This window comes from Enterobacter wuhouensis (genome assembly GCF_035835995.1).
Lineage (GTDB): Bacteria > Pseudomonadota > Gammaproteobacteria > Enterobacterales > Enterobacteriaceae > Enterobacter > Enterobacter wuhouensis.
On record NZ_CP142124.1, the window covers coordinates 3,577,695 to 3,600,815 of the forward strand.

Genomic DNA, 23,121 nt, shown 5'->3' on the forward strand with positions numbered 1-23,121 from the left:
TCCCGTGACACCTTCACGATCATATTTATCATGTATTTTGAATATATAGTGTTCATCAGATTTCACAAATAGCACTTTAAACTCGATCGGTAGTATTTGTGTTCCACATTTAGGGTCGGAGATTTTGAATGAAAACTGATTGCCCCAATATTTTTTGCCCCCTTCTGTTAATGATTTTTTAGCTTGCGCCTGCTCCGCCGCGATTTCCAGCTGCTGCAGCTGCTCGTTAAGCCGGTCGATTTCCTTCAGCGCAGCGCTCATATCCAGTGCGTCACCCTGCGCTTTCGCCTGCGCGTCCGCGCTGACGAACAGGCCCTTTCCGGCGCGAATAGCCCCGTATTCATCCGTGCGCAGTTCTGCGCCCGTGCCGCGACGTTGCCCCTGGCTGTCCACCAGATGCCCGCTGTTGAGCTGGGTTTTCCCGTACTCCGTGGCGAGCTTGATGTGCTCCTCCCCGCGCCGGTCCTCCATCCGCAGCTTGTTGTTTGCGGGCGTGCGCAGCACGTTGCGCGTGTGGTTGTCGCGGGTGACGTGGTCCGGGTGCTCAGAGTCGTGCAGCGCATACGCGATGTACGGCAGGTCAATATCACCATTGCTGAACGCAATCGCCACTTCCGTCCCGTCGGTGAGCGGCGTATGCCAGCCCAGCGTTTCACCGGCATACGGTTTCGCCATCCGCAGCCACAGATACCCGTAACCGGGTTCCGTCCCCTCCCGGTCGAAGTCCGGCTTCACCCGGTAGCGCCCCTGCTCGTCCAGGTGAGCGTAGATATCGTTCTTTTCCCGGCTCTCAATCCGCGCCGGAAGCGTACCGTGAATTTCCGGGCGCGGGATGTCCGCCGGGCGGAAACAGTAACGCTCGGTGTAGGGCATGCCCCAGACCGACACGTGCAGACGGGAATCACGGGCTCCCCGGCAGGTCACAAGCGTGAGAAGCACGCCCTCTTTCAGGGCCGTAATGACATCACCCTGCGGCTCCAGCACCTGACCGGGCGCGAGGTGTGAGGCGTTGCTGAACAGGTGGATACGGGCTGATTTATTGAGCTCCCGCTCGTGGTGAAGCCGGGCGTAAAACGCGCCGGACTCGGTTTCCGGCTCCGGGCTGGCGTCGTCACCCGCGTCACGGTAAGGCGCTGCGTAGCGGTAATGCTCCCCGGTGGTGACCGCATCACTGCGCACGCTGACCGTCGCATCCATCGGCGTGGAGGCGGTCCGGTAGTTGTAATCACGTGTGGTAACGGTGCCGGTGGCAATCCTGTGCCACGTCCGCACATCCCAGACCGACTCTGCCGCACCGTCAAACAGCCCCGATGGCTCGCGGTAAGGCAGGCGCACGTCAAACCGGTAGTTAAGCTGGCTGTCGGCAAAAATGTACACATCCAGCTCACGGGTGTCATCCATCTCCGTACGCCAGTAAATCCCCACCTCGGACAGAATGCGCTGAATGAACTGCAAATCCGTTTCCCGCCACTGGGAGATAATTTCACGCGGCGGGTAGGTGCGCTCCAGCCTGAATTCAAAGTTACAATCCTTTGATTAAAGGTAATAAACCATTCGCTGCTAGTTCTATCTCCACATTATTTGCGCATGTAATATCAAATGGCTCTTTACCATTAAACACTGATTTAGATATAACTATGGTTCCGGCATTGTTTTCGATATCAAATACTTTATATGCGGATGGAACATGCTCGTGTTTTATCCTTACAGGCAAATATAACATCCAACCAACTGGTAATCGATCATCAAACACTTCCCTTTGATTGAATATATATTGCTCTGTATCAAGGAGTATATATTTAAAGCACCATCCATTATAATTAACCATAGCCTTAAATATATAAACAAAATTATCTACATCATTATAACTAGATAATGATTTAATTGTCAATGTGAGTAAATATCTTTCATTTGAAATAGATGGTGTGTTTTTATATAAAATGGTTATGATACTATCATCTTCATTTTCATCAGCCAGAACTATGCTTATAGGCTTCTTATTTACAATCAAATAATCGACATAGGCCAATGCATCGTCAGAAATACCAAGTTCGTTTAGGGCTATAATTTTCTTTGAAGGATGTGCAATTAACCAAATTTTTTTCTTCTCAACCCAACTGGGCAAAGCATCGATCAAATATCTCAGTTCTTTAAACAACTGAACAGCAGTTAAAATATCTTTTCTGTAAAGTAAAGAATGAATTTTGTAATGCATAAAACCACCTCAACCTGGAAATATATTTTTTATGTAATCTAAAGGCATAGGTTTGTAGATAACGTTTATATCCAAACCTTCTAAAGCAAATTCAATTCTGGCATACTTAGCACTTATGGGTTGCATAAAATACCATTCTAACTTACCAGGCGGCATGCCTTTAATTGCACAAGCATTCTGCGCTGTAGCTTGCTTTATAAAAAGACCCTCACCAAAATTCTTTATAGTCATGAAAAACTTGACATCCCCATTACTGTCAAAAAATTGGTCATAGTTGGCCTTACTTTCTTTCAGTACGCATTCTTTCGGCGCAAATCCATCAAATGCCACGCCATAAGTCCATTCCATTATTTTCATAACAGGAAAATGAATAGGTAGCTGACAAATATAAAACTGATACGCAATACTGACATCAGACCAACCTTCTATATTCTGTAATGTAACCTGCCCTTGAGTATAGACACACTGATCACACCCTTCCTCACTCAATTCTTTAGTCATTGTTGCAGCTTCTGCTTTCACTTTCTCCATTTCAGCCATCCGTACAAGATATGCTTCCCTGGCAGAATCAAGCTCCTGAATAATCCCAATCACTCCTCCCAGGCGGCCTCCCCTGGCTTGCGGAAAAGTACCTGTTCTGCCAGATGGAACGGGAAACGTACTTCCGATATCACTCATTAGCTTCTCCGAACATTCTTTTTACCAGATTTCCTCTGATTTGTTGATACTTTATGTATTCACTTTCGGTGCTTTCTTCACCATTTAGTAACCAGTCTTGCATCGCTTTCGTTTTATAGAAATAGGGCTCAAAGGCATTCATTATCAAAAAATCTGTTTTAACCTCTTGATTATGAAAATCGTGAATATTCAAGAACTCATCAGCATCTTTAAGCCTTGTAAGTAATTCATTATCATCGGAAAGAGAGGGTGAGTTTCTGACAATAACCTCATGCAGGCGCTTAATATAATTGAGACTTTCTCTTTGAGTAAGCTGTTCAAGCTGCTGCTGAGATAGTTTTATTACCACTTTAACTCCCCCTATCCTTCAACCATCGACCAGTGTAATAACTAGCTTTGCTCTTCATACCCATCATTTCCCCATCCACCTGAAAAACCCATTCTTTTGTTCGATTAATAAATTGCATATAGTGAGTTTCTTCCAGCAAAAATTCGATTTCAGCCAAAATTCGTGGATCATAAAATCGGAAAAGAGCGCACCGACCATCCGGCAACTGTAAATTGAGAAAGGTTCTGAAATGGTCAATTAAACTTTCAAGAGATTCGGAGGAAATTATCCACGAAACAGATGGAACAGCCTCCGCCAGTTGTTTCAGTTTGTCACGATGGCTTACCGAGTTATTGAGACGAAATAACCAGGGCCCAGCAAAAGCAAGACGGGCGTCAGGCCAGCTATTTAAAAATGGTTCAGCAACTCCCTGTTCGTGCTGAATCTCATCCCCGAAATGACGCTCATATTGCAAGCCGTCAACAAGTGCAAACAATGAACAATCAGGATAGGACATTAAAGATCTCATAATTAAATTATATGAATTATTAATCATGATTCCCCCCGTATGACGAAAGCATTACCATTCATTGCAGCTTTCATCAGGCAACTCAGGCAAATCCCGCCGCCCGTCGCTGCCTTAACCGGCATACTCACCGCCCCCGCCGCCATCGTTCTCCTCACTTTGCGCAGATACGTTGCCGTCGTACCGTACTCCACCTTCCCCGCCTCCAGCCGCAGGTAGCCCCCCCCGCCGATAAGCGTGATGCGTTTCTTTCCGGCAAACGAGATGTCGCTCGCCGAGCTTATCGTCAGCTTCTTCTCCGCAAACAGCCTCATATTGCCGTTCTGCGCCTGCGCCTCCACGGGGCCTTCGCCGGATTTCAGGCTCAGTTGTCCGGTGCGGGCAAACAGACCGAGCTTTTCTCCGGCGAGGGCGGCCATGTTACCCATGACGCCAGTGCTGATATCCCCGCCTGCACTGATGGCAACATTTTTTGTGGCTGTCATTTGCAGATGCTCAGCGCTGGTCAGCGCCGCCCCTTCCGGGGCGGACATCAGCAGCGCCTCATTGAGCGGCTTCAGACGCTCCTCAAACATCCGTATCTGGCTGTCCACGTCCGCCTTCAGGGCCTGCGCCTGCTCCGCCGCGATTTCCAGCTGCTGCAGCTGCTCGTTAAGCCGGTCGATTTCCTTCAGCGCAGCGCTCATATCCAGTGCGTCACCCTGCGCTTTCGCCTGCGCGTCCGCGCTGACGAACAGGCCCTTTCCGGCGCGAATAGCCCCGTATTCATCCGTGCGCAGTTCTGCGCCCGTGCCGCGACGTTGCCCCTGGCTGTCCACCAGATGCCCGCTGTTGAGCTGGGTTTTCCCGTACTCCGTGGCGAGCTTGATGTGCTCCTCCCCGCGCCGGTCCTCCATCCGCAGCTTGTTGTTTGCGGGCGTGCGCAGCACGTTGCGCGTGTGGTTGTCGCGGGTGACGTGGTCCGGGTGCTCAGAGTCGTGCAGCGCATACGCGATGTACGGCAGGTCAATATCACCATTGCTGAACGCAATCGCCACTTCCGTCCCGTCGGTGAGCGGCGTATGCCAGCCCAGCGTTTCACCGGCATACGGTTTCGCCATCCGCAGCCACAGATACCCGTAACCGGGTTCCGTCCCCTCCCGGTCGAAGTCCGGCTTCACCCGGTAGCGCCCCTGCTCGTCCAGGTGAGCGTAGATATCGTTCTTTTCCCGGCTCTCAATCCGCGCCGGAAGCGTACCGTGAATTTCCGGGCGCGGGATGTCCACCGGGCGGAAACAGTAACGCTCGGTGTAGGGCTGGCCCCACACCGACACGTGCAGGCGGGAATCACGGGCTCCCCGGAAGGTCACAAGCGTGAGAAGCACGCCCTCTTTCAGGGCCGTAATGACATCGCCCTGCGGCTCCAGCACCTGACCGGGCGCGAGGTGTGAGGCGTTGCTGAACAGGTGGATTCGGGCTGATTTATTGAGTTCCCGCTCGTGGTGAAGCCGGGCGTAAAACGCGCCGGATTCGGTTTCCGGCTCCGGGCTGGTGTCATCACCCGCGTCACGGTAAGGCGCTGCGTAGCGGTAATGCTCCCCGGTTGTGACCGCATCACTGCGCACGCTGACCGTCGCATCCATCGGCGTGGAGGCGGTCCGGTAGTTGTAATCACGTGTGGTAACGGTGCCGGTGGCAATCCTGTGCCACGTCCGCACATCCCAGACCGACTCTGCCGCACCGTCAAACAGCCCCGATGGCTCGCGGTACGGCAGGCGCACGTCAAACCGGTAGTTAAGCTGGCTGTCAGCAAATATGTACACATCCAGCTCACGGGTGTTATCCATCTCCGTACGCCAGTAAATTCCCACCTCAGACAGAATGCGCTGGATGAACTGCAAATCCGTTTCCTGCCACTGGGTGATAATTTCCCGCGGCGGGTAGTTGCGCTCCAGCCTGAATTCAAAATCAGGTCCCTCCAGCCCGTGTCTGCGCAGCACCTGCTCCACCACCTCCGGGACGGACTGGTTCTGAAACACGGCGCACTGCCGGGTGTGTGCCAGCAGCGCCAGGCGGGAACTGAGCGTAAGCCGGTAGTGGGACTGGTCTGCGGAGGTGGACAGCCATTCCAGGCGGGTCACAATGCCGTGGACATTTTTGCCGCTACGCATCCGGAAGGTGGCATATTTCATCAGCACCTGTTCCGGAAGAATGTTCGCCTGCAGCGTGGTGAACTCAATATCCCATTTAAACGGTTCGCTCAGGGCTTCCCTGCCGTAAAAGCGCAGGACATCCGGCTTCACTGTGCTGTCATTGATATCCAGAAAGTATCGGGTCTGTCCGTCAAAAAGCGCTGACCAGTTATCCATTACGTCACTCCTTTACCGGCACAAGGCTGAGCCAGCCATCGCCCAGTTCAATCGTGCGGGGTTTGTCCGGGTCGAGGTCGTCACGTGTCAGCACCAGGCGCCAGCGGTTGTCCTGCATATCCGGGCGGTTGAACAGCCCCACCACCGCCACGAACTGAGCATTTTCATCCATGGGCATATTGAGCGTCACGCTGCCGTTGGGCATCACCAGCAGCTCTTTTGACGCCAGCACGTCGTCCTTAAGTACCGTATCTGCCTTGCGCAGCAGCGTCTGGTAATCGGCGGCATCAACCGCTTTACGATCCCTGAGCTGATACACCCGCACCATGGTCGCCAGCGGCGTCTGTGCGCCATCGGCGTTAATGGCCGTGCGTGGGGTAAAATCCAGATGCAGCGTTTTAATTTTTTTGTAGAAGATGGATTTCGTGATGCTGACCGTACCGTCCGTGACGGTCTGCGTCAGACCGCAGCCTGCGAGCAGACCACAGGCAATAAGCGTCAGCGCCCACCAGCGGGTTACTGTTGCCATTCAAAAGTTCCTTTATTGAGAATGTGAATACGTATTTAGTCGAAGCGGTAATGCCCGTCTTCAGCGGGAGGGAACGCAGAATACTGGAGCCCTTCATAGCAGCCCAGACTGACGGTCAGGGTTTCCTGGTTATCGCTGAGTCTGCCGTCCTTCAGTCCGAGCAGGCCGGTGCGCCCGAGCTGAATACGCCTGCCTTTGCCAAGGCGCGGCTCAGGCAACACCCACACGGGTACAGTGAGGCGCAGTCGGGCATTGCTGCGGTAACCAAGATAGACGCGCATCAGGACCAGCAAATCGGTATGAAGGATGCCACCGGGTAACCAGCCTTCGGCTTCGCCGGGATCTTCCGTGACCAGTGTCACCAGCACTCTGCTACAGGCTTCCCTGCCCGTTTTACCCAGCGTGGCCCGCTGTGAAAGACGGACGCGGTTGCCAGTACCCAGCCCACTGCGGTTATCGATATGGACCTTAACCGGATCGGGTTCGGTGATAAATACCCGGGTAATCGGTGCCAGCAGGCTCACCAGAGCCCGGATGCCTTCAGCATTGCGGGTGGGCAATCGCATGGTACCCAGCAGGGCCAGGAAACGGGAAACCGGCGTTGCCACCTGCTCAGCCGTGCCCGGTATACCGAGTCCCACCAGACCCAGCAAACATTGCGATGTGGCATCGCGCCCCCCCGCCTCGAAGGTTGCCGGATACGCGTATTTTCGCCAGATCCGGTAATACTGCGTGGTGATGCGATGGCTGAAAATATCCAGAAACGAGGTGACCGCCTCATGGCCTTCGCGGCGTTGTGCAATGTCATCCAGGTAAGCAGTTGGCAGAGGCGAGTCCACGCCATACATCCCCAGAAATGTCGTGCGGACCGTTGGGGGTAGTGTCGGATGGTCTTCGTCGGTCTCCACCGCTTTCAGGGTACTGACCGGGAAACCCATACCTGGCCAGGGTCTGAAACGTACCGGGTCGTTGCCCGGATGGCTGGTGGTGCCCAGTTTTGGCGCGTCCGGATTTTCCTGCTCCAGCAACTGGCAGAAACGATAAAAATTGGCCTGCCAGATATCTTTGTTAAGGGCCAGCGTCAGCCCGGTACGTGCTGGCTGTGATTCTCGCGCCATCTTAGTCGTTTTCCTGTCGGTTGCAGTACCAGCGTGAGCTGGTTAAAGAGGTGAATATCGGTATAGAGCGCAAAGAACCGGTGCAGCATCTCGCCAAAGAGATTCACATCGCCCTCGCCTGCAAAATTGTCCATATTCATCGTGATATTAATAATCATTTTAGGTTGGAACTTGGCACCTCCTATTAGAAGGTGCTCATAGTACTAATTAGTCTGTATCATATTCTTCACCGTTCCAGCGAAGTATATATTTGGGTCCGCATAATATGTCTTTCATTCCATTGTGAAGTTCCTTTGAAACATCTAGAGAGGTACACATGTATGAACCATCGATAGACTTACCATCATGCATTTTTATCTGGAATGTTAATATTGGAGAGTTGTCCAGACTAGACATGCAATCTGACTGGTCACATGTACCAGGTGGCGTTGTACTTGAAAAAGTATATTCAATGGTATCTTCGTATCCATCACCGTTCAGGTCAACATCTACAGAACCCGTCTGTCCATCCAAAAAACCTGTGCTTTTTAGCCTATTGGCATTGACTAAGACATCCTTGCTATGGGCGCAACATGCCGATGTTGATATAACTAACAAGCATAATGCTGTTGTAAATTTTTTTAATTGCGTTGTCATATTATCCTGCCTCAGGAATGCCTAATTTGTAATTTACTCTAATATTTTCTGCTATTTCATTTTTAGTGATCTTTCCGTCGCTATTTCTATCATGATATAGATTCTTACTATAATAGTCTCCGTCACTTCTTTGATAAACAATATCATTTGGCCCGAGTAGTATCGTTTTAGGTCTGAATATCGAGTAATATACATCCTCAAGAGTCCACTGTTCTGTTGGAACCCCGACATTGTTCGCCTGCATTTTGAAGTATTTTTTAACATACTCCATTTGTTCTACGTGGTCCATTGCCCGAAGTTGACGAGTTGAAGTTCCAAGATCTTTGGCCGTATCATCCATAAACTGAATTAGACCCGTTGCAGATGAGCCTGGGTTTTTGATGTCTGTTCTAAATGTTTTTCCCGTTTCCAGTGCGATACAAGCCATAATGTAGTTCGGATCAATACTTAACTCATTGGAAACCTCCAATAACTTGGACCTAAATGCATCTGCTTTAATTACTCCAAATTTTTCTGTAAATTTTTTCATCCATATAATTTTGTCTCTTTTAGTAAATGAACCCAAAAATACTATTGGGTGCATATGCCAGAGATTAGGCCCCAGATTTTCAGTCGTCACATCTTGCATCCAGGCCATTTTATCGAGAAAATCTTCGCTATATTTCTTCCATTCAGGGGCTTCTTTCTTCAGCGCATTCAGGAACGGTTGCCAGATAGCATCGCCTTTTTTGAAGTACCAGTCGCTGGGATGTTTTACTATTGTTTTCTGAATAACGTCACGATAATCGGGATTATGAAGTGCTTTCCAGTATTCCATTGGAGAATAGCGATCGCTTCCACTATCAATTTTATCCAGAAGTCGCTGATAATTATGTTTAACCAGGGCATGACTGGTTCGTGTATCATCGGTCGCGGCCTGGTAGAGGGAGTCGATCAGGTTACGGAAGAATCCAGTGGGCTGGTTTTTTCCATCCAGATAATCAAAGCTGACAGGCTCTGCGGTTTCAGTTTTGAATCCTAGCTTTGCCAGATCATACTGTGACAGAAGCTGTGGTTCAGCCTGTCCTTTGAGCACATAAGCATTTTCTGGTCGCAGTTGCCAGTATTCCTGTTTGGTCGTCTTATCGGTTTCAATTTGCACCTGACTCAGTGGCAAGATCCCGGTCACGGTGGTCACTCTGGTATCCTTTGTGAACGTTCCGGTTGCAACCTCTTTTTTGTACAGCGCAAGACCCGGAACATACATCAGCCAGAGTGGATTCTTTTCTCCAACCTGCTCAGGGTTGGTCAGGAACGTTTCCAGGTTATCATCCATACTTGTGCATTCGATATGTACCTGATACCGGGCCTCATAGCCACCGTCCTTAGGTGCCTGAAAGTACCCCATATGACCAACAGGATCACCAGCTCTGATGGCATAGGGCGGCGGGCACACAACCTGGTCAAATTTCATCGCTTCTTTTGCCGGGGGCATCAGTTTCTGCCACCAGGAAGGCTGGACCACACCGCTTGTACCTGGCGAAATATTGTTATTATCCACCAGTATCCAGTATTGCTGACCCGACTTAAGCGAGGTTCCTTTCTTTTTCTTCGAAGTCTCTTCAGGGAAATTTATAAGAGTAACAAGACCGTATTCACGCTTATTGAACGCGATGGTATGGAGGCTCCCGTCCGTCTTATCCCACTCGACAACAGATCCCTTAGGCATCGTGCCTTTTTCATAGCTGTCGCTGACATCTTTGTTCTTTGTACTGGCTGACATCACCCATTCAGGATCGTAGGCAGACAGCGAATCCTGAAGCGTCCATTTTGTTTCAGCCGTATTGACACTATAGGCTGAATACGGGGCCAGGTGCATATACAGAGTATAGAAATGCAGCCCGCTTGTCTCTTTTTCACCCGGTTGAATATAGTGTTTTACTAGGACGAATGAGCCGGAGAAACTCAGCGGACCGGATTCCCATGCAAGCGTCAGATAATCCTTGCAGACTCGATAAGCAACCACTTCCCCGTCAGCCATGCATCGCACCGCCTGCTCGCCTTTAAAAGGAACCGGAAAATCCACCGCTTCCAGAGGTGATTTGCCACTCAGCGCACACCACGGGGTTGTGGCTTCGGTGATATGGATCCCGCCATGCCACATCCCGCTGCGACCAATCGTATATTGACCGGTTGATTCGCCACCCAATTGGGAGAGGATCTCTTCCTGATTTTTGAACTCACTTCCCCGCTTGTTGGAGGGGACAGGCCAGACAATTTTGGGTAATACAGACACGATTCACACTCCCTGTCAGTCACTAAAAGATTTACAGACGACCTGACTGACTTTCATGGTCTCAGCCTGATTGAAAACCGGCGATAAACCTTCCGCTGTTAACGAATCAGGTTCATCTTTAGCTGAACCAGGATTCTCATCCTCTTCACAAGCTATGTCTGCATCAATATGTGTATTCAAACTCTTAGGCATAAGCTGACTACATTTTATAGTTAAGGGCCTGCGTCAGCCCGGTACGTGCTGGCTGTGATTCTCGCACCATCTCAGTCGTTTCCCTGTCGGTTGCAGCACCAGCGTGAGCTGGTTAAAGAGGTGAATATCGGCATAAAGCGCGAAGAACCGGTGCAGCATCTCCCCGAAGAGATTCACATCGCCCTCGCCTGCAAAATTGTCCATATTCAGCGTGACCTCAATGTCCACGCCCCGGAGCATAAAGCCCTTCTCAAAACGGCGGATCAGGGTGTGCCTGACGGCGACGATAGCTTCAAGCCGGCGGCGGTTCATTTCATCGTCGGTCCAGTCATAGAGCGCCAGCGTGCCCCTCAGAACTTCCGGATTGTCCATCATGCTGAGGAAGTTTGAGCCGAGGTGACTCATCACCCGCCAGTGAAAACGGTCGTTTGCCGGGGGATACAGCGGCATCGTCGGTGCTGTGACATTCAGTACCCTGACGGGAACCTTGCCGGTTTTGACTACCCTGTCCAGCAGCGTACTTTCCAGCGCTTTGCGCGGAAGCTGGCCGTTGGTACCGGTTATTCGCATCGAGAGGGATTCCGGTTTATCGGACAGCTGTTCCAGCTCGAACGAGCGCCCCCCGAGAATTAACCAGGTGTCATACAGGCCAGAGGGACCGCGTTTCACGCGGGTGTGGTAATAACGCTCAGGGGCATCGTGGCGCATCATACCGCCCCGGTGCCGGAAGCTGGTGAACGGCACATAAGGATGTTTGCCATTCTTCACCGCGCCGTGAATATTATCGACGCTGTAAATCTCCGTGTGACCATCCTGAAGACGCAATGGCCTGAGCAGGTATTCGTTCTCCAGCGGGTTCAGCGTCAGCGGGTCGGCTTCGAGGGTAAAGAGGTTGATCACCGGCGCACAGTGCAGCCGGAAGTTTTCCGTCTCAAAAGGCAGATCGGATGACCAGGCTTCACTGAGTACAATGTCGATTTCAAACCAGGTGCTGGCCGCTGTGAGCCCGATGGCGTCGAGGCCGCGCAGCTCCACAAACATAAACTTTGGACGGAAGCTGAAATACTCCAGCAGCAGCTGGTAACCACTGAAGGCTGTATCGGCTTTCTTCCACAGGCCATCACTGTCGTCAAAGCCCATGGGTTTGCACCAGCCGTCAAACTGATGACGTTCGGTGTGCGTTCCGGCATGACGAGCATACATGGCGTGTACACGACGGGTCATGGCCAGATGCAGCGCTGAACTCACAGGACTCTCTGCGTTAAGGAATATGGCGACTTTATCGATCCCTGCTTTGCTCCAGTCCACTTTCTCCGGACATTCAAAACGCAGCCGGATGGTGGAGCGCCCATCCGCCTCAGTATGCAGACGTGCATCAGCAAGGTGCAGAGGTTGTAAAGGCACAACCCGCGTGGTGCGATACTGACAGGCGGTCTTATGCGGGCCAACAGGACGCGACAGAACCGAGAAACCTTCCGTCAACATTTCAGCCTGCCTGAGGCTGCGCCATTCAGGGGCAAATTCCACAATCGCCAGAGACGGGATGGTCCGCATATAATGTGGCCACAGTAAACTAACCAGCCCTTCAGTGAGTTCCGGCAGGTCGTCATCCAGCTTTTCTCGCAGACGGCCCATCAGGAAGGCAAAGCCTTCAAACAGCCTTTCAACATAAGGGTCCCGGGCTCCGGGCTTATCGAGATTGAGCATTGCCGCCCGATCCGGATGTGCCCGGGCAAATTCTTTTCCTGCCTCGCGCAGATAGCGCATTTCGGCTTCAAAATAGCGCAGGGTTAAATCATCCATGCTCGGTATTCCTGATAGTTAACAGACAAAATTCAGCCACACAGCACCATGGCACGGGCAGGGTCGATGGTAATCAGCCCCGCCAGCAGGGCATCCATCTCAGGCATCAGTCGGATTTTATCGGACTCGCTGCGACCGGCTTTCATGCGCAGGAGTTTCAAACGGCGGGCCTGAACTTCGAATAACAGGTCCGGCTCCCATTCCCTCAGCGTCAGATGCGGTGCACTGGATGTCAGCTCGGCCAACAGATGAAGCGCCATGTCGTTACGCCCGTATTGTTCCGCAACACGGGCCATCAGCAGGCGTATCAGCCAGCGATTTCGCGGTGAGTCCAGTCCAGGACGGGTCTGGAGCCAGGCAAGCGCCGACTCGGGCCCTTCCGTGTCTCCCTTCGCCATGGCTTCGGACTCAAGGAGCAGCACATCATCAGCCTGACCATTAACGACGGTAGCGGGTTCATCGCCGTACATCAGGCCTTCTTCATTCACTTTTTCAGCAATCCAGGCGGTGGTGACTTCGTCTGCAAAGGGGGTGCCGTCATTCCATGCCAGCCCTTCAAGCCCCGGGAGGCGTTTAAGCAGCAGCCGCAGATCGAAAAGGACGGAGTCAGCCCAGGTATCCCAGGGCTGGCCGGCATGGCTGAGCCCCTGCCAGAGATACCACTGAAGATCGAGCCAGAAATGGTTGACCCCCTCGCAAAACATCTGGCTGGCCTGCTCAACCAGTTCGGTCCAGTTTTTCTGAAGATAGAGCCGCTTAAGTTGAGCGCGATATTCGGGTTTCGGCGGTACCAGGCGGGTGCGACCGCTACTGTCGAGTGGGGGGATCTGATCGACCGTATCCCACCGCACGGTCTTTATCAGCCGGTGAGAAGCCAGCCAGCCGTGTGGCTGCTCGCTCAGCCAGCGGGAAAGTAACCTAGTCTGGTCGAGTAAATCGCGGCCCGATTTCACCGCTGACAGTTGTGGAGAATCCGGATTGGCTGATTCACGCCCGTGCTCCCGGGCGCTGCTGTTCTGGGGGACCAGCGCCTCCATGCCACCTGAACGTGCCAGGCGGTTTTCCAGAGCGGTACAAAGGCCTGCAAAAGACGGTTTCTCAGCGTCCGGCCACTCTGCCACGGCGGATTCAAGCAGGTTTATGGCGCCCGCCGTCAGACCGGCGTCATTGCTGTCCACCTCGGGCCATAACAGCAGTGCATCAGTCACTTTTGCACTGTTCAGCCACTCCAGCGCAGCTTTACGGGCGGCGGGACGCTGCGGATGACATGCCTGCCCGTAGCGGGTCAGCATCGCAACAAGAAGCAGTAAGCCTTCGGACAACCCTTTTTCACCGTCGCGGCTGAGTCGGGCCTGCACGTACCAGGTCACCACACGAATGTCTTTGGCGCATTCACAAAGACACGTCCGGGCCAGCTCGCACAACAGCGCTGAATCGGTGCCCGAAAGCTTATTAATCTCTTCCCGCATCAGCTGGAAATTATCATCGTATGCGGGATCGTCTCCGGTTTCTGACCCAGAGGTGAAGGGGTGCAGCCAGGTATCCCAAAGTGACAGGGCGTTGGTAGCCCGGATAACAAGATACTGTTTTTCCTCCTGGCTTGTGGCACATGCAGATAAAAGGGCTTGCGGTGAGCTCATTTATTTCCCCATTCATTACTAGATGAAAAGTTAAACGCTTCCATTGATCATTGTTCCGGACAGTGGGCACCGTAATCGGTTACTGTAAAATCATCCCCCATTGTTATGACATTCAAAGAGATCCCACCTTCACGTTGATAATCGAAGTTACAGAACCCAAATCCTGTCCCAGAGCATGAATCCACTTCGGTAATTCCTTCTGCATTCAATTCCTTGGCAATGAAGTCGCCCGGGTCCGCTTCGACATTTTCAGGCTTCCATCCATAATTTTTGAGCAATTTTCTGGCGCTTTTAATATCTTTTCCGTAAATGTTTGGTACAGGTGCTATCCCGTTACAAAATGGTTCTATCGGTGCAATTGGCTGAACACGAGCAACATTACCGTCATAAAACAAATCAGCAACTGCGGTCATACCCGGGGAAAATTCTCTCAGACGGAATGTGTTATTTAAATTGGTTTTGGAAACTGCACCCAAAGGCGAATTTGAGCCATCGGTGATGTTATCACCATAAATTAAAGCCTGGAGAGAACCCTTGCTATAAATTGCCACATTTCCATCTTTGACAAAGCAGGATCCGCTTGTACCATCCTCACCTTTGCTGAAAAACCCAACGATAGTCAAATCTCCGTTAGAGATTTCATTAATCACTCTCCATCCCAGAGATGAAACGGCTTTTCCCTCGATAGTCCTGGGTGGATCTCTATCACAATTTAATACAGGCTCATCAGAAGGAGTTTTCTGAGGCGCTGCTGGCAATTTATTAATGGCGACAATATGCAAGCCATCTACTGTTGATGATACTTTAGGTATATTTTCCGAAGCATTGGATGAAAAAGTGGTTGTTAAAAACAACAATTTACAAGCACATATTAAACAGTGTGTAAATCGACTGGTATAGTTTAAAATCATAGATGCCACATTATTTTTAATAAGCATAACGTTTCGCATGTGAAACGTTATGCGAAAAGAACATTAACATTTAATTTATTTTGCTGCTTACTCTTAATATCGCATTGTCGTAAACAGGGTTTTGCTTTTCATTTTTGGCTGCGTTGTAGTAATTTAGGGCATCACTGTACTGACTTTCCCCTTCGTATATTTTTCCTATATTATAATTTGCACCAGCCCGGATTGTTGCTGCATTTTTACCAGAGGCCAGTGTAATAGCTTTGCGGTTTGCCCATATAGCTTCAGCGGTACGACCAACCTTCTGATATACCAACCCGAGATTGCCATATGCCTTGCCATTTTCTGAATAGTTATTGACTGACTCTGTGAAAAACGAAATTGCCTCCTCATATTGCTTCCGACGGTATGATTCTTCACCCTTAAGATTCAACGTATTTGAAATATCAATTTGCTCAGCCCCCCAGTTTTGATGAGGCAACGTTGCGTTGCTATTCAAAAGTGGCGTTAAAACATTATCGATATCACTGGCACCGACAGAGATACCTTTTATATTGTTCACATCTTCGATGGCACCATTTTCATTAACTTTAAAAACAGTCCATAAATTCCCCGATTGGTCTTTAGGGACATAATATGTCCGAACTAATGACTCCCCAACATAAACAAACACTTTCGCTTCACTGTTGGAGAGATTCTTGGTATCTGGATCAGACTTATCACTATAGTCGTGAACAGCATAAACATAGGGCTTCCCATTCTCTCGTCTGGTTAACGTAATAGTCTCAGGTCCATAGCTATCTGTATCATCAACGTCAAGATTTCCATTATCGCCCAACTTATGGCCGAAGAAAATATGATTTTCGGGATATACCATATGTGAATCAAGATCAGAAGGTGAACTTCCCCACCCCAAAACCACGCGCATACTATCAAGCCCTTTCATTGTCGGGCTTAATGCATAACTCATCCCACCACATGGACATTTCGCCACCAGGGTTGAATATCCATTTTTCTTGATAATTATCAGACTGTCATTTGTGTCGGTTGTGTTATTGCCAATCTGGACGTTTCCTGAGTCATCACTTAAAGAAGAAATGGATTGCTCGCCGTTTCGCTGAATAACCACCTGCGCACCTGATATTTTTTTGTCCTTAACGACAGCGCTTAAGACCTCTACAGATTTACTTTCAGCATAACCAACAAAACTGAATGAGATTGATAAGGCCAGCAAACTTAATTTAATTACATCCTTCATGTTTATCCTTAAATAACTTCTATATTTCATTATAATTAAACCGACACATCTTAATTCAGGATGATTTGTCGATGTCTTTCATGAATCTGATGACGGCTTCCAGAGAATCGTCGTCCTTGCCATTGACGATTTTCGGTGGCTTCCATTTCAGCAGCACACTTTTCTCCTCCCCCGGAGTGGGTTTGCCCTTCCAGTAGCTTTGCTAGTGGGCTTTTCTGACATGGGGACGAAGGCGCCGGTGGGGGCGTGGAGGAGCCGTCCCCTGAGGTACTGACTTCCGGTGCTCGCGGTGCCTGCCTGAGCGCGGAATCGGCCCGGACGCCCGCAAAAATCTGCACGGGCTTATCGGGCGGGATGAGGCGTTGATGCTTTCCGACGCGTCTTGGCGCGGGTCTCACAGGTTTTCCCTGTCTTCCCCATCACACTATTCTCCGAGCAAAGCCAGAACAGCACCGGCAGTACGGCGTGCCAGAATCCACGTATCCCCTCCTCCTGCTGACTGATGGCCGTGGAGACAGGATCGGTTAACGCGAGATACTCCATCCCCATCGGAATGTGCTCCCGGGAAAGCGGATCCTGAGCGAGCGTCAGGGCGAGCAGCGCATCCGTCTGGTTATCATGATCGGCTAGGGTGAAAAATGCGCCCATCAGCGCCCCCTGGCCTTCAGCAAAGACCGTGTCAGCCGGAAAATCGAGCCAGAATCCCCAGAATGGCAGGCGGCGAAGCATTTCTCCTGGCAGTGCGTCGGTCTGGCGGGTTTCTCCCAGGATCCGGAAGAGTGATTCATCGCAGTGGAGGAGCGTTTTACCGGTTCGCCAGGCCGCAAGTGTCATATAAACGACATGTGGCGGGAAACGTTTCATGATCGCGGGACAAAGGAATCCTTCCTCAGGCGCTGGATTATGCTTCAGCCAGTCCGCAAGACAGCGTCTACACTGGCGAAACGTCATAAACTGCAGGGAGCCAGTGATTCAGCCTCCCGCCATTTATCCACCTTGCTGAAAATACCCGGGGACCAGCCTTCCACCTGTTTTGCGAAAGCGATTGCTGGGTGAAGTTTCCCGCCCATCGTTACTGGCGCTCTTCTACTTCAGCGGCGACGCTGAAGATAGCAGCCATGCCACTCGACCAGGCAGGACACTTTGTCACCTTTACGGATAATCTGGAGCATTATTAAATTCCTCTTCCTTATCTCTTAACTAATTCATCATTCTTTAATTCCCATGTCTCAGCCGGGATCTTTTTATCCGTACCGTCAATAGATATTGAAGGAATTTTTATTATGAAAGTTTCTGGCCCACTGGTTATTAATGGATAATGCCCCCTACAGAAATCAATTGTTTTCAAAGGCTTGAATTTTCCATCTTCTGTTTTGCTATAAATATGTAATGGGCCACCATCGCAAGCATTTCCCATCGGGCTATCAATCAAAACAAATATTTGCTTGTCGGCTTCATATAAGTAGGAGTAGTTTAGAACGAATGGTGCGCGAAAATAATTGCATTTGTAATTGTCAATCGTACCACCATCTATTTCAATACTACACATTCCTTTTTCTACAGTCGTGTGTACATGCGGAATTTCACTTGCCAGTGCAGATGTGCCAAAGAAAGAAGATACGACAAAAATCGGAAGGAAATAATTCCCGAATTTTAACTTCATAAAATTAACCTTCATAATTAAACCCTTTAGCATAAAATTCGTCTATATTTTTTACAATTTCACTTATAATAATCTTTCCATCTTTATTTCTGTCATGGAACTGGTTAACAGCATAGGCGCGTTGTCCCTTTGCGTATACGATATCTGAATCTTTGAGTAACATGGCTGCTGGTGTGAATATTGAAAGATATACATCCCCCAATGACCATTTGTTCGTAGGATGATCAAAATTATTAGCCTGCATTTCAAAATACTTCTTCACATAATCCATCTGTTCTATATGTGTCATGGCAGCAAGTTTTGACGTTGTCGTCCCTAAGTCTTTTGCAGTATCAGACATGAATTGAATTAGCCCTGTATCCAAATGCTTAAACATAAGCTAACTCCATTTTCATATTGAGGGCTGAGGATTCAGTTTCCCGCCCATCGTTACTGGCGCTCTTCTGCGCCAGCCTCGACGTTAAAAATAGCGTTGGGCAGCGTAAATCCCTGGAGCTTCAGCAGGGCAAGCGGACCGTCACCCAGCTCACTGCGCATAACAAACTTCAGCGGATTACCGTCGGGGGTGATCCAGACCAGCTGTGTGCGGCTCGCATCAAGAGGCGTAATTAATGCCTTATCCAGCAGCCGGATGAATCCCCAGTTCCCCTGGTTGCTGGTGTAAAGCTGCATCCCGCTGTTCACGCTGCGCCAGCGAAGGCTGACACCCGGGTAATACGTGTTTCCCGGCCAGGTAAAACTCTGCCAGCTTTCCATCTGGTTAAAGAAGTCCAGATTCTGTTCATCAAGCGTCAGCTGCATACGGGCCACATCACGGGAAGTACGCGCCATTAATTCAAAGTGAACGCCCGCATCGCCCTGGGCAAAAACAATGTCCGACAGTTCGGCCAGCTGGTTAATTGCCCGCAGGAAATCCGGGCTCACTTCCATTCCCTGGCTTGCAGAAGGATCCACTACCCAGCGGTTCCCCTCCTGGTGGAGAATGCCGCCAAGGCTGGTTTTCAGGAACGTGGCGATGCGACCTGAATCGCCGCGCAGGAACTGAGCCAGCAGCGGTAAGGAAGCATCACTTCCTGTGGCTTTAAACGGATAGCGGCCGGCAAAAGCTTTATTCCACTGATCGACAATGGTCGTCTGCCAGCGGGTATTGAGGCTTTCTGCTGCCGGGGTCAGCACCTGTCGCCAGGCCAGATCCAGCGGCTGAACAAACAATGACTGGCCGAACCCGCTCCACTCCTGGCCCAGGCTCGCCGCCACCAGACTGCTGTAGTCACGTGTGTCAGTCAGGTCAATAGCCTTGCCCTGGAACACGGTCTGAGCCAGCATTTGAGACATTGCCTGTGGATCCGGCGCGCTGGTGACCTGCTGAAGTTTCAGGCGTACCTGGGTGACACGGGCAAGCCAGGACTGAAAACTCAGGTTACCGTTACGTCCGGTACCCTCTTTTCCCTCCATGAATCCCGTCAGCGGACCAAACACATCGTCCAGCGGACCGCGTGGTCCCTGCGCCTGTTCGATAAACTGCTTCACACTCTTTTTCCGGCCAACCAGCTTTTTCGCCGAATCCACTATCGAATCCGCCAGCGCTTCCCCCTTCTCGCCGGTTTTTCCCTGCCATGCCAGGGTGTTCATCAGCGCCACCAGTGGCGACTGGCGCACGTCACCGATCAGATTGAGCTGGGCGATCGCGTCAGAGAGCGAGGCCGCTTCGTGCCACTGGATGCTGTTGACCATATTCAGCCAGGCATTGCCGAAATCGGTAAAGTAACGTTCGGTCAGCCTAGACTTCAGCGCTTCCGGCGAAACATCGCTTCCGGGCTGATGGGTTTTATCCGTCAGCACCCAGTCGATTTCATCGCGGCGAGTTTTAACCACCTCATCAATTGCATCCTGCACCTGTTCTTCCCAGGCCTGGCGGGTAAACATGCCCGGCACCACCTCTTCTGTGCTGAAGACGGTGGAGGCATCCGTGTCGCCGGTCATATCCGCCAGCGTGAGATCCGGCCAGTTGCTGGCAACGCGCTTCAGCATGTCCTGATACAGCCCGGATTCAGCATTACGCTGGCCAATCTGTTTAAGGAGGATCTGACGCACGGTCGTGACAAGTCCGGCATCAGGCTTAATTTTCCATTCCGGATGTGACGGCAGGTTCTGGGCGTAAAAGCCCAGCAGTTTTGGTGCCATTTCCTGCCAGGCGCCATCTGATATACCCTGCCGTTTCGGCCAAGCCGTCAGCACATGTTGCGCCAGCCATCCGGCATCAGCTTTGTCCGGTCTGGCCATCATCAGGTAGCTTTTCAGCACATCATAAGCCTGCTGTGTTCCCTGCATACGGGCTTCGCTGGCTGGCGGAAGATTAACAAAAGCCTGAAGCTGCTGTTTCAGGTGGATAGCCGTGACATCTCTTATCAGCAGCGCATTATTGCGGGCATACAGTGGCCACAGGGCCACCAGCGTGTCGTGGTCCTGATTGAGTCCAAAGCGGGTATACCACGGAGCGCCGGTCGCCTCACGATGTTGCAGACGGGCAATGGCCTGCTGGAGCACAAGCTGGTTGTGCAGGCGTTCAGCCAGGGGTTTTGCAGTATCCGCCGCCTGCCTTGCCGTCTCCTGCGCCTGATAAATCTGGGTACGGTTAACGATGAGGGACAGCAGAGTACCGGCCCCCCACAGGACAATCAGGGAAAGCAGAATTAAGCGCAGCACCTTCAGCCAGTCGAAGCCCAGTTTTCTGGCGCGTACTGTGGCACAGTCATCAATGACGGCTTTCCAGGTCGGTGTGTCGGAGCGTGTGTTCGGCACCGTTCCGGCAACGGCCAGTTCAGGGCTGAACATGACACCGCGTAAACGCCAAGCCGCAGATCCCTGCATCAGCCCGCTGAGCAAAACGGTCAGACTGGCTTTCAGTTCGTGTTGCAGACGGGAGGACAGCTGAAGCAGGCCGTTATGAGCCGGATTATTCAGTATCTGCGCCATACCGGCTTTTTGCAGGCGTTGCGCCAGCGTAGAAAACGCTTCACGCGCCCCTTTTACGGTGCCTTCCGGTCCGAAAATAACCCCTGTAGCAGTCGTTTCAGCCCCCAGTTGAGCACCGGTAGCGTTGTCAGTCAGCCACAGCCAGACGGGAGCCTGCCAGCCCAACTGATGGTCGGCTTTCTGGCGGCAACGCAAGAAGGCATCCCGTTCGATATCCGTCGGGAGGGCTGAAGTACTCATCACCTGAATAATGCCATCAACCGGCTGGCCGGAACGCAGGCGTTTCAGTTTTGAAAGGAAGATCTCATCCGGAAGTGACTGCGCGTCACCACCATAAATCAGCACGTTGCCGTCGCCTTCCTGCCAGAGGTCATGACACAGGCCCGGGGCCGCTTTATGGACGTCATCCGGGTTGCCCGTTACCAGCAGGAGTCGCACTTTACGCTGCCAGCGGCGTCCATAGCGAAAGCGCAGGTGCTCGGACACCGCGTCTTCGCTGAAAACCGGTTCTTCGTCGTCTTCTTCGCTGGCAATGGTATTCGTCACCGGAGCGGCAATCTGAGACTTTTTCTGCCCCCAGTGGAAGTACAACCCCGATTTACCGGTGAAGTCGAAAGCCTTCTCTGTCAGCCAGCCGAGTAAAAACAGCGCGGCAACCAGAATGGCGCAGAATGTGAGTATGCGCTGGCCGTCATACGGTCCGAATCCGGTGGCTGAGGCCACATTTTCCGGAAAGGCATAAAACAAAAATGCCACGATGGCTGTCAGGAAGAAGGCGACAGTCACAACCGAGCCGATGAGAGTTTTTACTTTTACCTTAGACATTCTTAGGCGATTCCTTGCGAACTTCTTCTTTGGTGATGACGGCGATCCAGACGTCGTCTTTGTCAGCGGCGGGTTGTGCGGCGATAACCTGCACCCCTCGTTGTTCAAAGGCTGCATCGGCGAGCGTGATGGCAACCCATGGGGCCGCATGGCCGGTATATCCCAGCACGGGATCGATACTGGAATTGTCTTCTGAAAGACTAAATTCCACTTCGCTCTCTTCGCAGGCATTATTCCAGCCGCTGCCCGACGTCAATGTGGGACCGGAGATCCAGCTTCCTTTGAGTTCATTGGGCAGGGTCTTCGACCAGAGCAGCGCCCGGGTGAGCGTCTTTGTGAGCGTTGTTTCTGATCCCCTTTCGGGGCGATGGAGGCGGAGCGCATCCGGCCAGGCATTGGCTTTGCGGTTGCTCAATACCACCATTGATACAGCATCAGCGTCTTCTTCCCGGGGAGACGCCGGTAACGACAGCGTGATGGCAACCAGAATGCCCGGGGCGTCCCATCGCTTGTCCAGCCAGGCATCAAACGCCCCCAGCCCTTTTCCGGCCATCAGGCGAAATAGCCTGCCCGTCTTGAGTGAGAGATCGGCTTTAAGCTGCTCTTCAATCAGGGGATACAGATCGTTATCACAATCGAGCATCAGCCAGCATGGCAGCTCGGGAGGAAGCGGCTTAACTATCCCCTCTACACGCGTGGTTAGTTTATTAACCGCCGCTTTCAGGGCCTTCGTTAAATCCGTCTGATATTCTGGTAATGCCGCGTATCTGACCGGTTTGTCACATCCTCGTGGGCAAGAGAAGTCGATAACGGGAGCTGCGACTTTCATTGCCTCCAGCAGGTCATCGGCTTTGTTTCCGGCCGGAGCCTGGATGTGCGTACCGAGGATCCAGGCGCAGCGCTGACCGCGCAGAATTTCACTTTGAATGAGTGCTTCGCGTTCGGCATTACGAGACCCGGCACCGACCTGTTCGGCTTTATAGGCAAACCGGCGTAAACCAAACAGAAGCCCCCAGGTGCAGAATGGAAGACCCAGCGCGGTGAACCAGAAGACAAATCCTGTTCTTTCTGACGTCCAGCACCATAACGTGAGCGCTATGCCCCCCAGCATGACAAATGCCAGGAACAGCAGCCAGCGACGGGTGCCGGGACGCGCTACCTTAGGAGCCTTTTCAGGGATGGCATCCAGCCAGACGGGCATAA

18 protein-coding genes and 2 pseudogenes are annotated in these 23,121 nt (G+C 51.5%); all 20 read right to left on the reverse strand.

The features are described 5' to 3' along the window. Nucleotides 1-171 precede the first annotated feature (171 nt). Nucleotides 172-1,509, reverse strand: a pseudogene (locus VPX56_RS17070) (type VI secretion system Vgr family protein); the annotation flags it as partial. Nucleotides 1,510-1,522: 13 nt separating this feature from the next. After that, nucleotides 1,523-2,215 (reverse strand): hypothetical protein, encoded by a 693-nt coding sequence (locus VPX56_RS17075; RefSeq protein WP_326467848.1) that lies wholly within the window; start codon nucleotides 2,213-2,215, stop codon nucleotides 1,523-1,525. Nucleotides 2,216-2,224: 9 nt separating this feature from the next. After that, nucleotides 2,225-2,893 carry a restriction endonuclease fold toxin 5 domain-containing protein gene (locus VPX56_RS17080; RefSeq protein ID WP_131636016.1) on the reverse strand — a complete coding sequence of 223 codons (669 nt, stop codon included), beginning with the start codon at nucleotides 2,891-2,893 and terminating at the stop codon, nucleotides 2,225-2,227. After that, nucleotides 2,886-3,242 (reverse strand): hypothetical protein, encoded by a 357-nt coding sequence (locus tag VPX56_RS17085; protein WP_326467851.1) that lies wholly within the window; start codon nucleotides 3,240-3,242, stop codon nucleotides 2,886-2,888. Before VPX56_RS17085 ends, VPX56_RS17080 begins: the two co-directional genes overlap by 8 nt. Before the next feature lies 1 nt (nucleotide 3,243). Continuing rightward, nucleotides 3,244-3,777 (reverse strand): DUF4123 domain-containing protein, encoded by a 534-nt coding sequence (locus VPX56_RS17090; protein WP_326467853.1) that lies wholly within the window; start codon nucleotides 3,775-3,777, stop codon nucleotides 3,244-3,246. After that, nucleotides 3,774-6,095 (reverse strand): type VI secretion system Vgr family protein, encoded by a 2,322-nt coding sequence (locus VPX56_RS17095; protein WP_326467855.1) that lies wholly within the window; start codon nucleotides 6,093-6,095, stop codon nucleotides 3,774-3,776. The genes VPX56_RS17090 and VPX56_RS17095 overlap by 4 nt, the downstream gene beginning before the upstream one ends. A gap of 4 nt (nucleotides 6,096-6,099) precedes the next feature. Beyond that, on the reverse strand, nucleotides 6,100-6,624 hold the full coding sequence (tssJ, locus tag VPX56_RS17100; protein WP_326467857.1) for a type VI secretion system lipoprotein TssJ: 525 nt from the start codon (nucleotides 6,622-6,624) through the stop codon (nucleotides 6,100-6,102). Nucleotides 6,625-6,659: 35 nt separating this feature from the next. After that, nucleotides 6,660-7,742: a type VI secretion system baseplate subunit TssG gene (gene tssG, locus VPX56_RS17105; RefSeq protein WP_326467859.1), complete on the reverse strand. Its 1,083-nt coding sequence runs from the start codon at nucleotides 7,740-7,742 to the stop codon at nucleotides 6,660-6,662. Then, nucleotides 7,706-7,894: pseudogene (locus tag VPX56_RS17110) on the reverse strand (type VI secretion system baseplate subunit TssF); the annotation flags it as partial. The pseudogene VPX56_RS17110 and the gene tssG, both read right to left, overlap by 37 nt. Before the next feature lie 55 nt (nucleotides 7,895-7,949). Beyond that, nucleotides 7,950-8,378 (reverse strand): hypothetical protein, encoded by a 429-nt coding sequence (locus VPX56_RS17115; RefSeq protein WP_131633838.1) that lies wholly within the window; start codon nucleotides 8,376-8,378, stop codon nucleotides 7,950-7,952. Nucleotide 8,379: 1 nt separating this feature from the next. Further along, the gene (locus tag VPX56_RS17120; protein ID WP_326467865.1) at nucleotides 8,380-10,653 is read right to left on the reverse strand and encodes a lysozyme family protein; all 2,274 of its coding nucleotides are present in this window, start codon (nucleotides 10,651-10,653) and stop codon (nucleotides 8,380-8,382) included. Between the two features lie 225 nt (nucleotides 10,654-10,878). Next, nucleotides 10,879-12,648 (reverse strand): type VI secretion system baseplate subunit TssF, encoded by a 1,770-nt coding sequence (gene tssF, locus VPX56_RS17125; RefSeq protein ID WP_326467867.1) that lies wholly within the window; start codon nucleotides 12,646-12,648, stop codon nucleotides 10,879-10,881. Nucleotides 12,649-12,680: 32 nt separating this feature from the next. Then, on the reverse strand, nucleotides 12,681-14,288 hold the full coding sequence (tssA, locus tag VPX56_RS17130) for a type VI secretion system protein TssA (RefSeq protein ID WP_326467869.1): 1,608 nt from the start codon (nucleotides 14,286-14,288) through the stop codon (nucleotides 12,681-12,683). A gap of 47 nt (nucleotides 14,289-14,335) precedes the next feature. Further along, complete coding sequence (locus tag VPX56_RS17135; RefSeq protein WP_326467871.1) at nucleotides 14,336-15,226, reverse strand: PASTA domain-containing protein; 891 nt, start codon at nucleotides 15,224-15,226, stop codon at nucleotides 14,336-14,338. Nucleotides 15,227-15,269: 43 nt separating this feature from the next. Then, a complete protein-coding gene (locus VPX56_RS17140; protein ID WP_326467873.1) occupies nucleotides 15,270-16,454 on the reverse strand; it encodes a tetratricopeptide repeat protein in 1,185 nt (394 codons plus the stop codon). Between the two features lie 342 nt (nucleotides 16,455-16,796). Beyond that, on the reverse strand, nucleotides 16,797-17,288 hold the full coding sequence (locus tag VPX56_RS17145; protein WP_326467875.1) for an AcrVA2 family anti-CRISPR protein: 492 nt from the start codon (nucleotides 17,286-17,288) through the stop codon (nucleotides 16,797-16,799). A 355-nt stretch (nucleotides 17,289-17,643) separates the two neighbouring features. Further along, the gene (locus VPX56_RS17150; RefSeq protein ID WP_131633832.1) at nucleotides 17,644-18,117 is read right to left on the reverse strand and encodes a hypothetical protein; all 474 of its coding nucleotides are present in this window, start codon (nucleotides 18,115-18,117) and stop codon (nucleotides 17,644-17,646) included. A 4-nt stretch (nucleotides 18,118-18,121) separates the two neighbouring features. Continuing rightward, the gene (locus VPX56_RS17155) at nucleotides 18,122-18,493 is read right to left on the reverse strand and encodes a hypothetical protein (RefSeq protein ID WP_326467877.1); all 372 of its coding nucleotides are present in this window, start codon (nucleotides 18,491-18,493) and stop codon (nucleotides 18,122-18,124) included. A gap of 53 nt (nucleotides 18,494-18,546) precedes the next feature. Then, nucleotides 18,547-21,918: an ImcF-related family protein gene (locus VPX56_RS17160; protein WP_326467879.1), complete on the reverse strand. Its 3,372-nt coding sequence runs from the start codon at nucleotides 21,916-21,918 to the stop codon at nucleotides 18,547-18,549. Next, nucleotides 21,911-23,119 carry a hypothetical protein gene (locus VPX56_RS17165; RefSeq protein WP_131633829.1) on the reverse strand — a complete coding sequence of 403 codons (1,209 nt, stop codon included), beginning with the start codon at nucleotides 23,117-23,119 and terminating at the stop codon, nucleotides 21,911-21,913. The genes VPX56_RS17160 and VPX56_RS17165 overlap by 8 nt, the downstream gene beginning before the upstream one ends. Nucleotides 23,120-23,121: the final 2 nt, after the last annotated feature.

What these genes read in the sequence shown, in the direction of transcription:
- VPX56_RS17075 (WP_326467848.1), bottom strand. Translation starts at nt 2,215, where the DNA reads ATGCATTACAAAATTCATTCTTTACTTTACAGAAAAGATATTTTAACT.
- VPX56_RS17080 (WP_131636016.1), bottom strand. Translation starts at nt 2,893, where the DNA reads ATGAGTGATATCGGAAGTACGTTTCCCGTTCCATCTGGCAGAACAGGT.
- VPX56_RS17090 (WP_326467853.1), bottom strand. Translation starts at nt 3,777, where the DNA reads ATGATTAATAATTCATATAATTTAATTATGAGATCTTTAATGTCCTAT.
- VPX56_RS17095 (WP_326467855.1), bottom strand. Translation starts at nt 6,095, where the DNA reads ATGGATAACTGGTCAGCGCTTTTTGACGGACAGACCCGATACTTTCTG.
- tssJ (WP_326467857.1), bottom strand. Translation starts at nt 6,624, where the DNA reads ATGGCAACAGTAACCCGCTGGTGGGCGCTGACGCTTATTGCCTGTGGT.
- tssG (WP_326467859.1), bottom strand. Translation starts at nt 7,742, where the DNA reads ATGGCGCGAGAATCACAGCCAGCACGTACCGGGCTGACGCTGGCCCTT.
- VPX56_RS17115 (WP_131633838.1), bottom strand. Translation starts at nt 8,378, where the DNA reads ATGACAACGCAATTAAAAAAATTTACAACAGCATTATGCTTGTTAGTT.
- tssF (WP_326467867.1), bottom strand. Translation starts at nt 12,648, where the DNA reads ATGGATGATTTAACCCTGCGCTATTTTGAAGCCGAAATGCGCTATCTG.
- tssA (WP_326467869.1), bottom strand. Translation starts at nt 14,288, where the DNA reads ATGAGCTCACCGCAAGCCCTTTTATCTGCATGTGCCACAAGCCAGGAG.
- VPX56_RS17135 (WP_326467871.1), bottom strand. Translation starts at nt 15,226, where the DNA reads ATGCTTATTAAAAATAATGTGGCATCTATGATTTTAAACTATACCAGT.
- VPX56_RS17140 (WP_326467873.1), bottom strand. Translation starts at nt 16,454, where the DNA reads ATGAAGGATGTAATTAAATTAAGTTTGCTGGCCTTATCAATCTCATTC.
- VPX56_RS17145 (WP_326467875.1), bottom strand. Translation starts at nt 17,288, where the DNA reads ATGACACTTGCGGCCTGGCGAACCGGTAAAACGCTCCTCCACTGCGAT.
- VPX56_RS17150 (WP_131633832.1), bottom strand. Translation starts at nt 18,117, where the DNA reads ATGAAGTTAAAATTCGGGAATTATTTCCTTCCGATTTTTGTCGTATCT.
- VPX56_RS17155 (WP_326467877.1), bottom strand. Translation starts at nt 18,493, where the DNA reads ATGTTTAAGCATTTGGATACAGGGCTAATTCAATTCATGTCTGATACT.
- VPX56_RS17160 (WP_326467879.1), bottom strand. Translation starts at nt 21,918, where the DNA reads ATGTCTAAGGTAAAAGTAAAAACTCTCATCGGCTCGGTTGTGACTGTC.
- VPX56_RS17165 (WP_131633829.1), bottom strand. Translation starts at nt 23,119, where the DNA reads ATGCCCGTCTGGCTGGATGCCATCCCTGAAAAGGCTCCTAAGGTAGCG.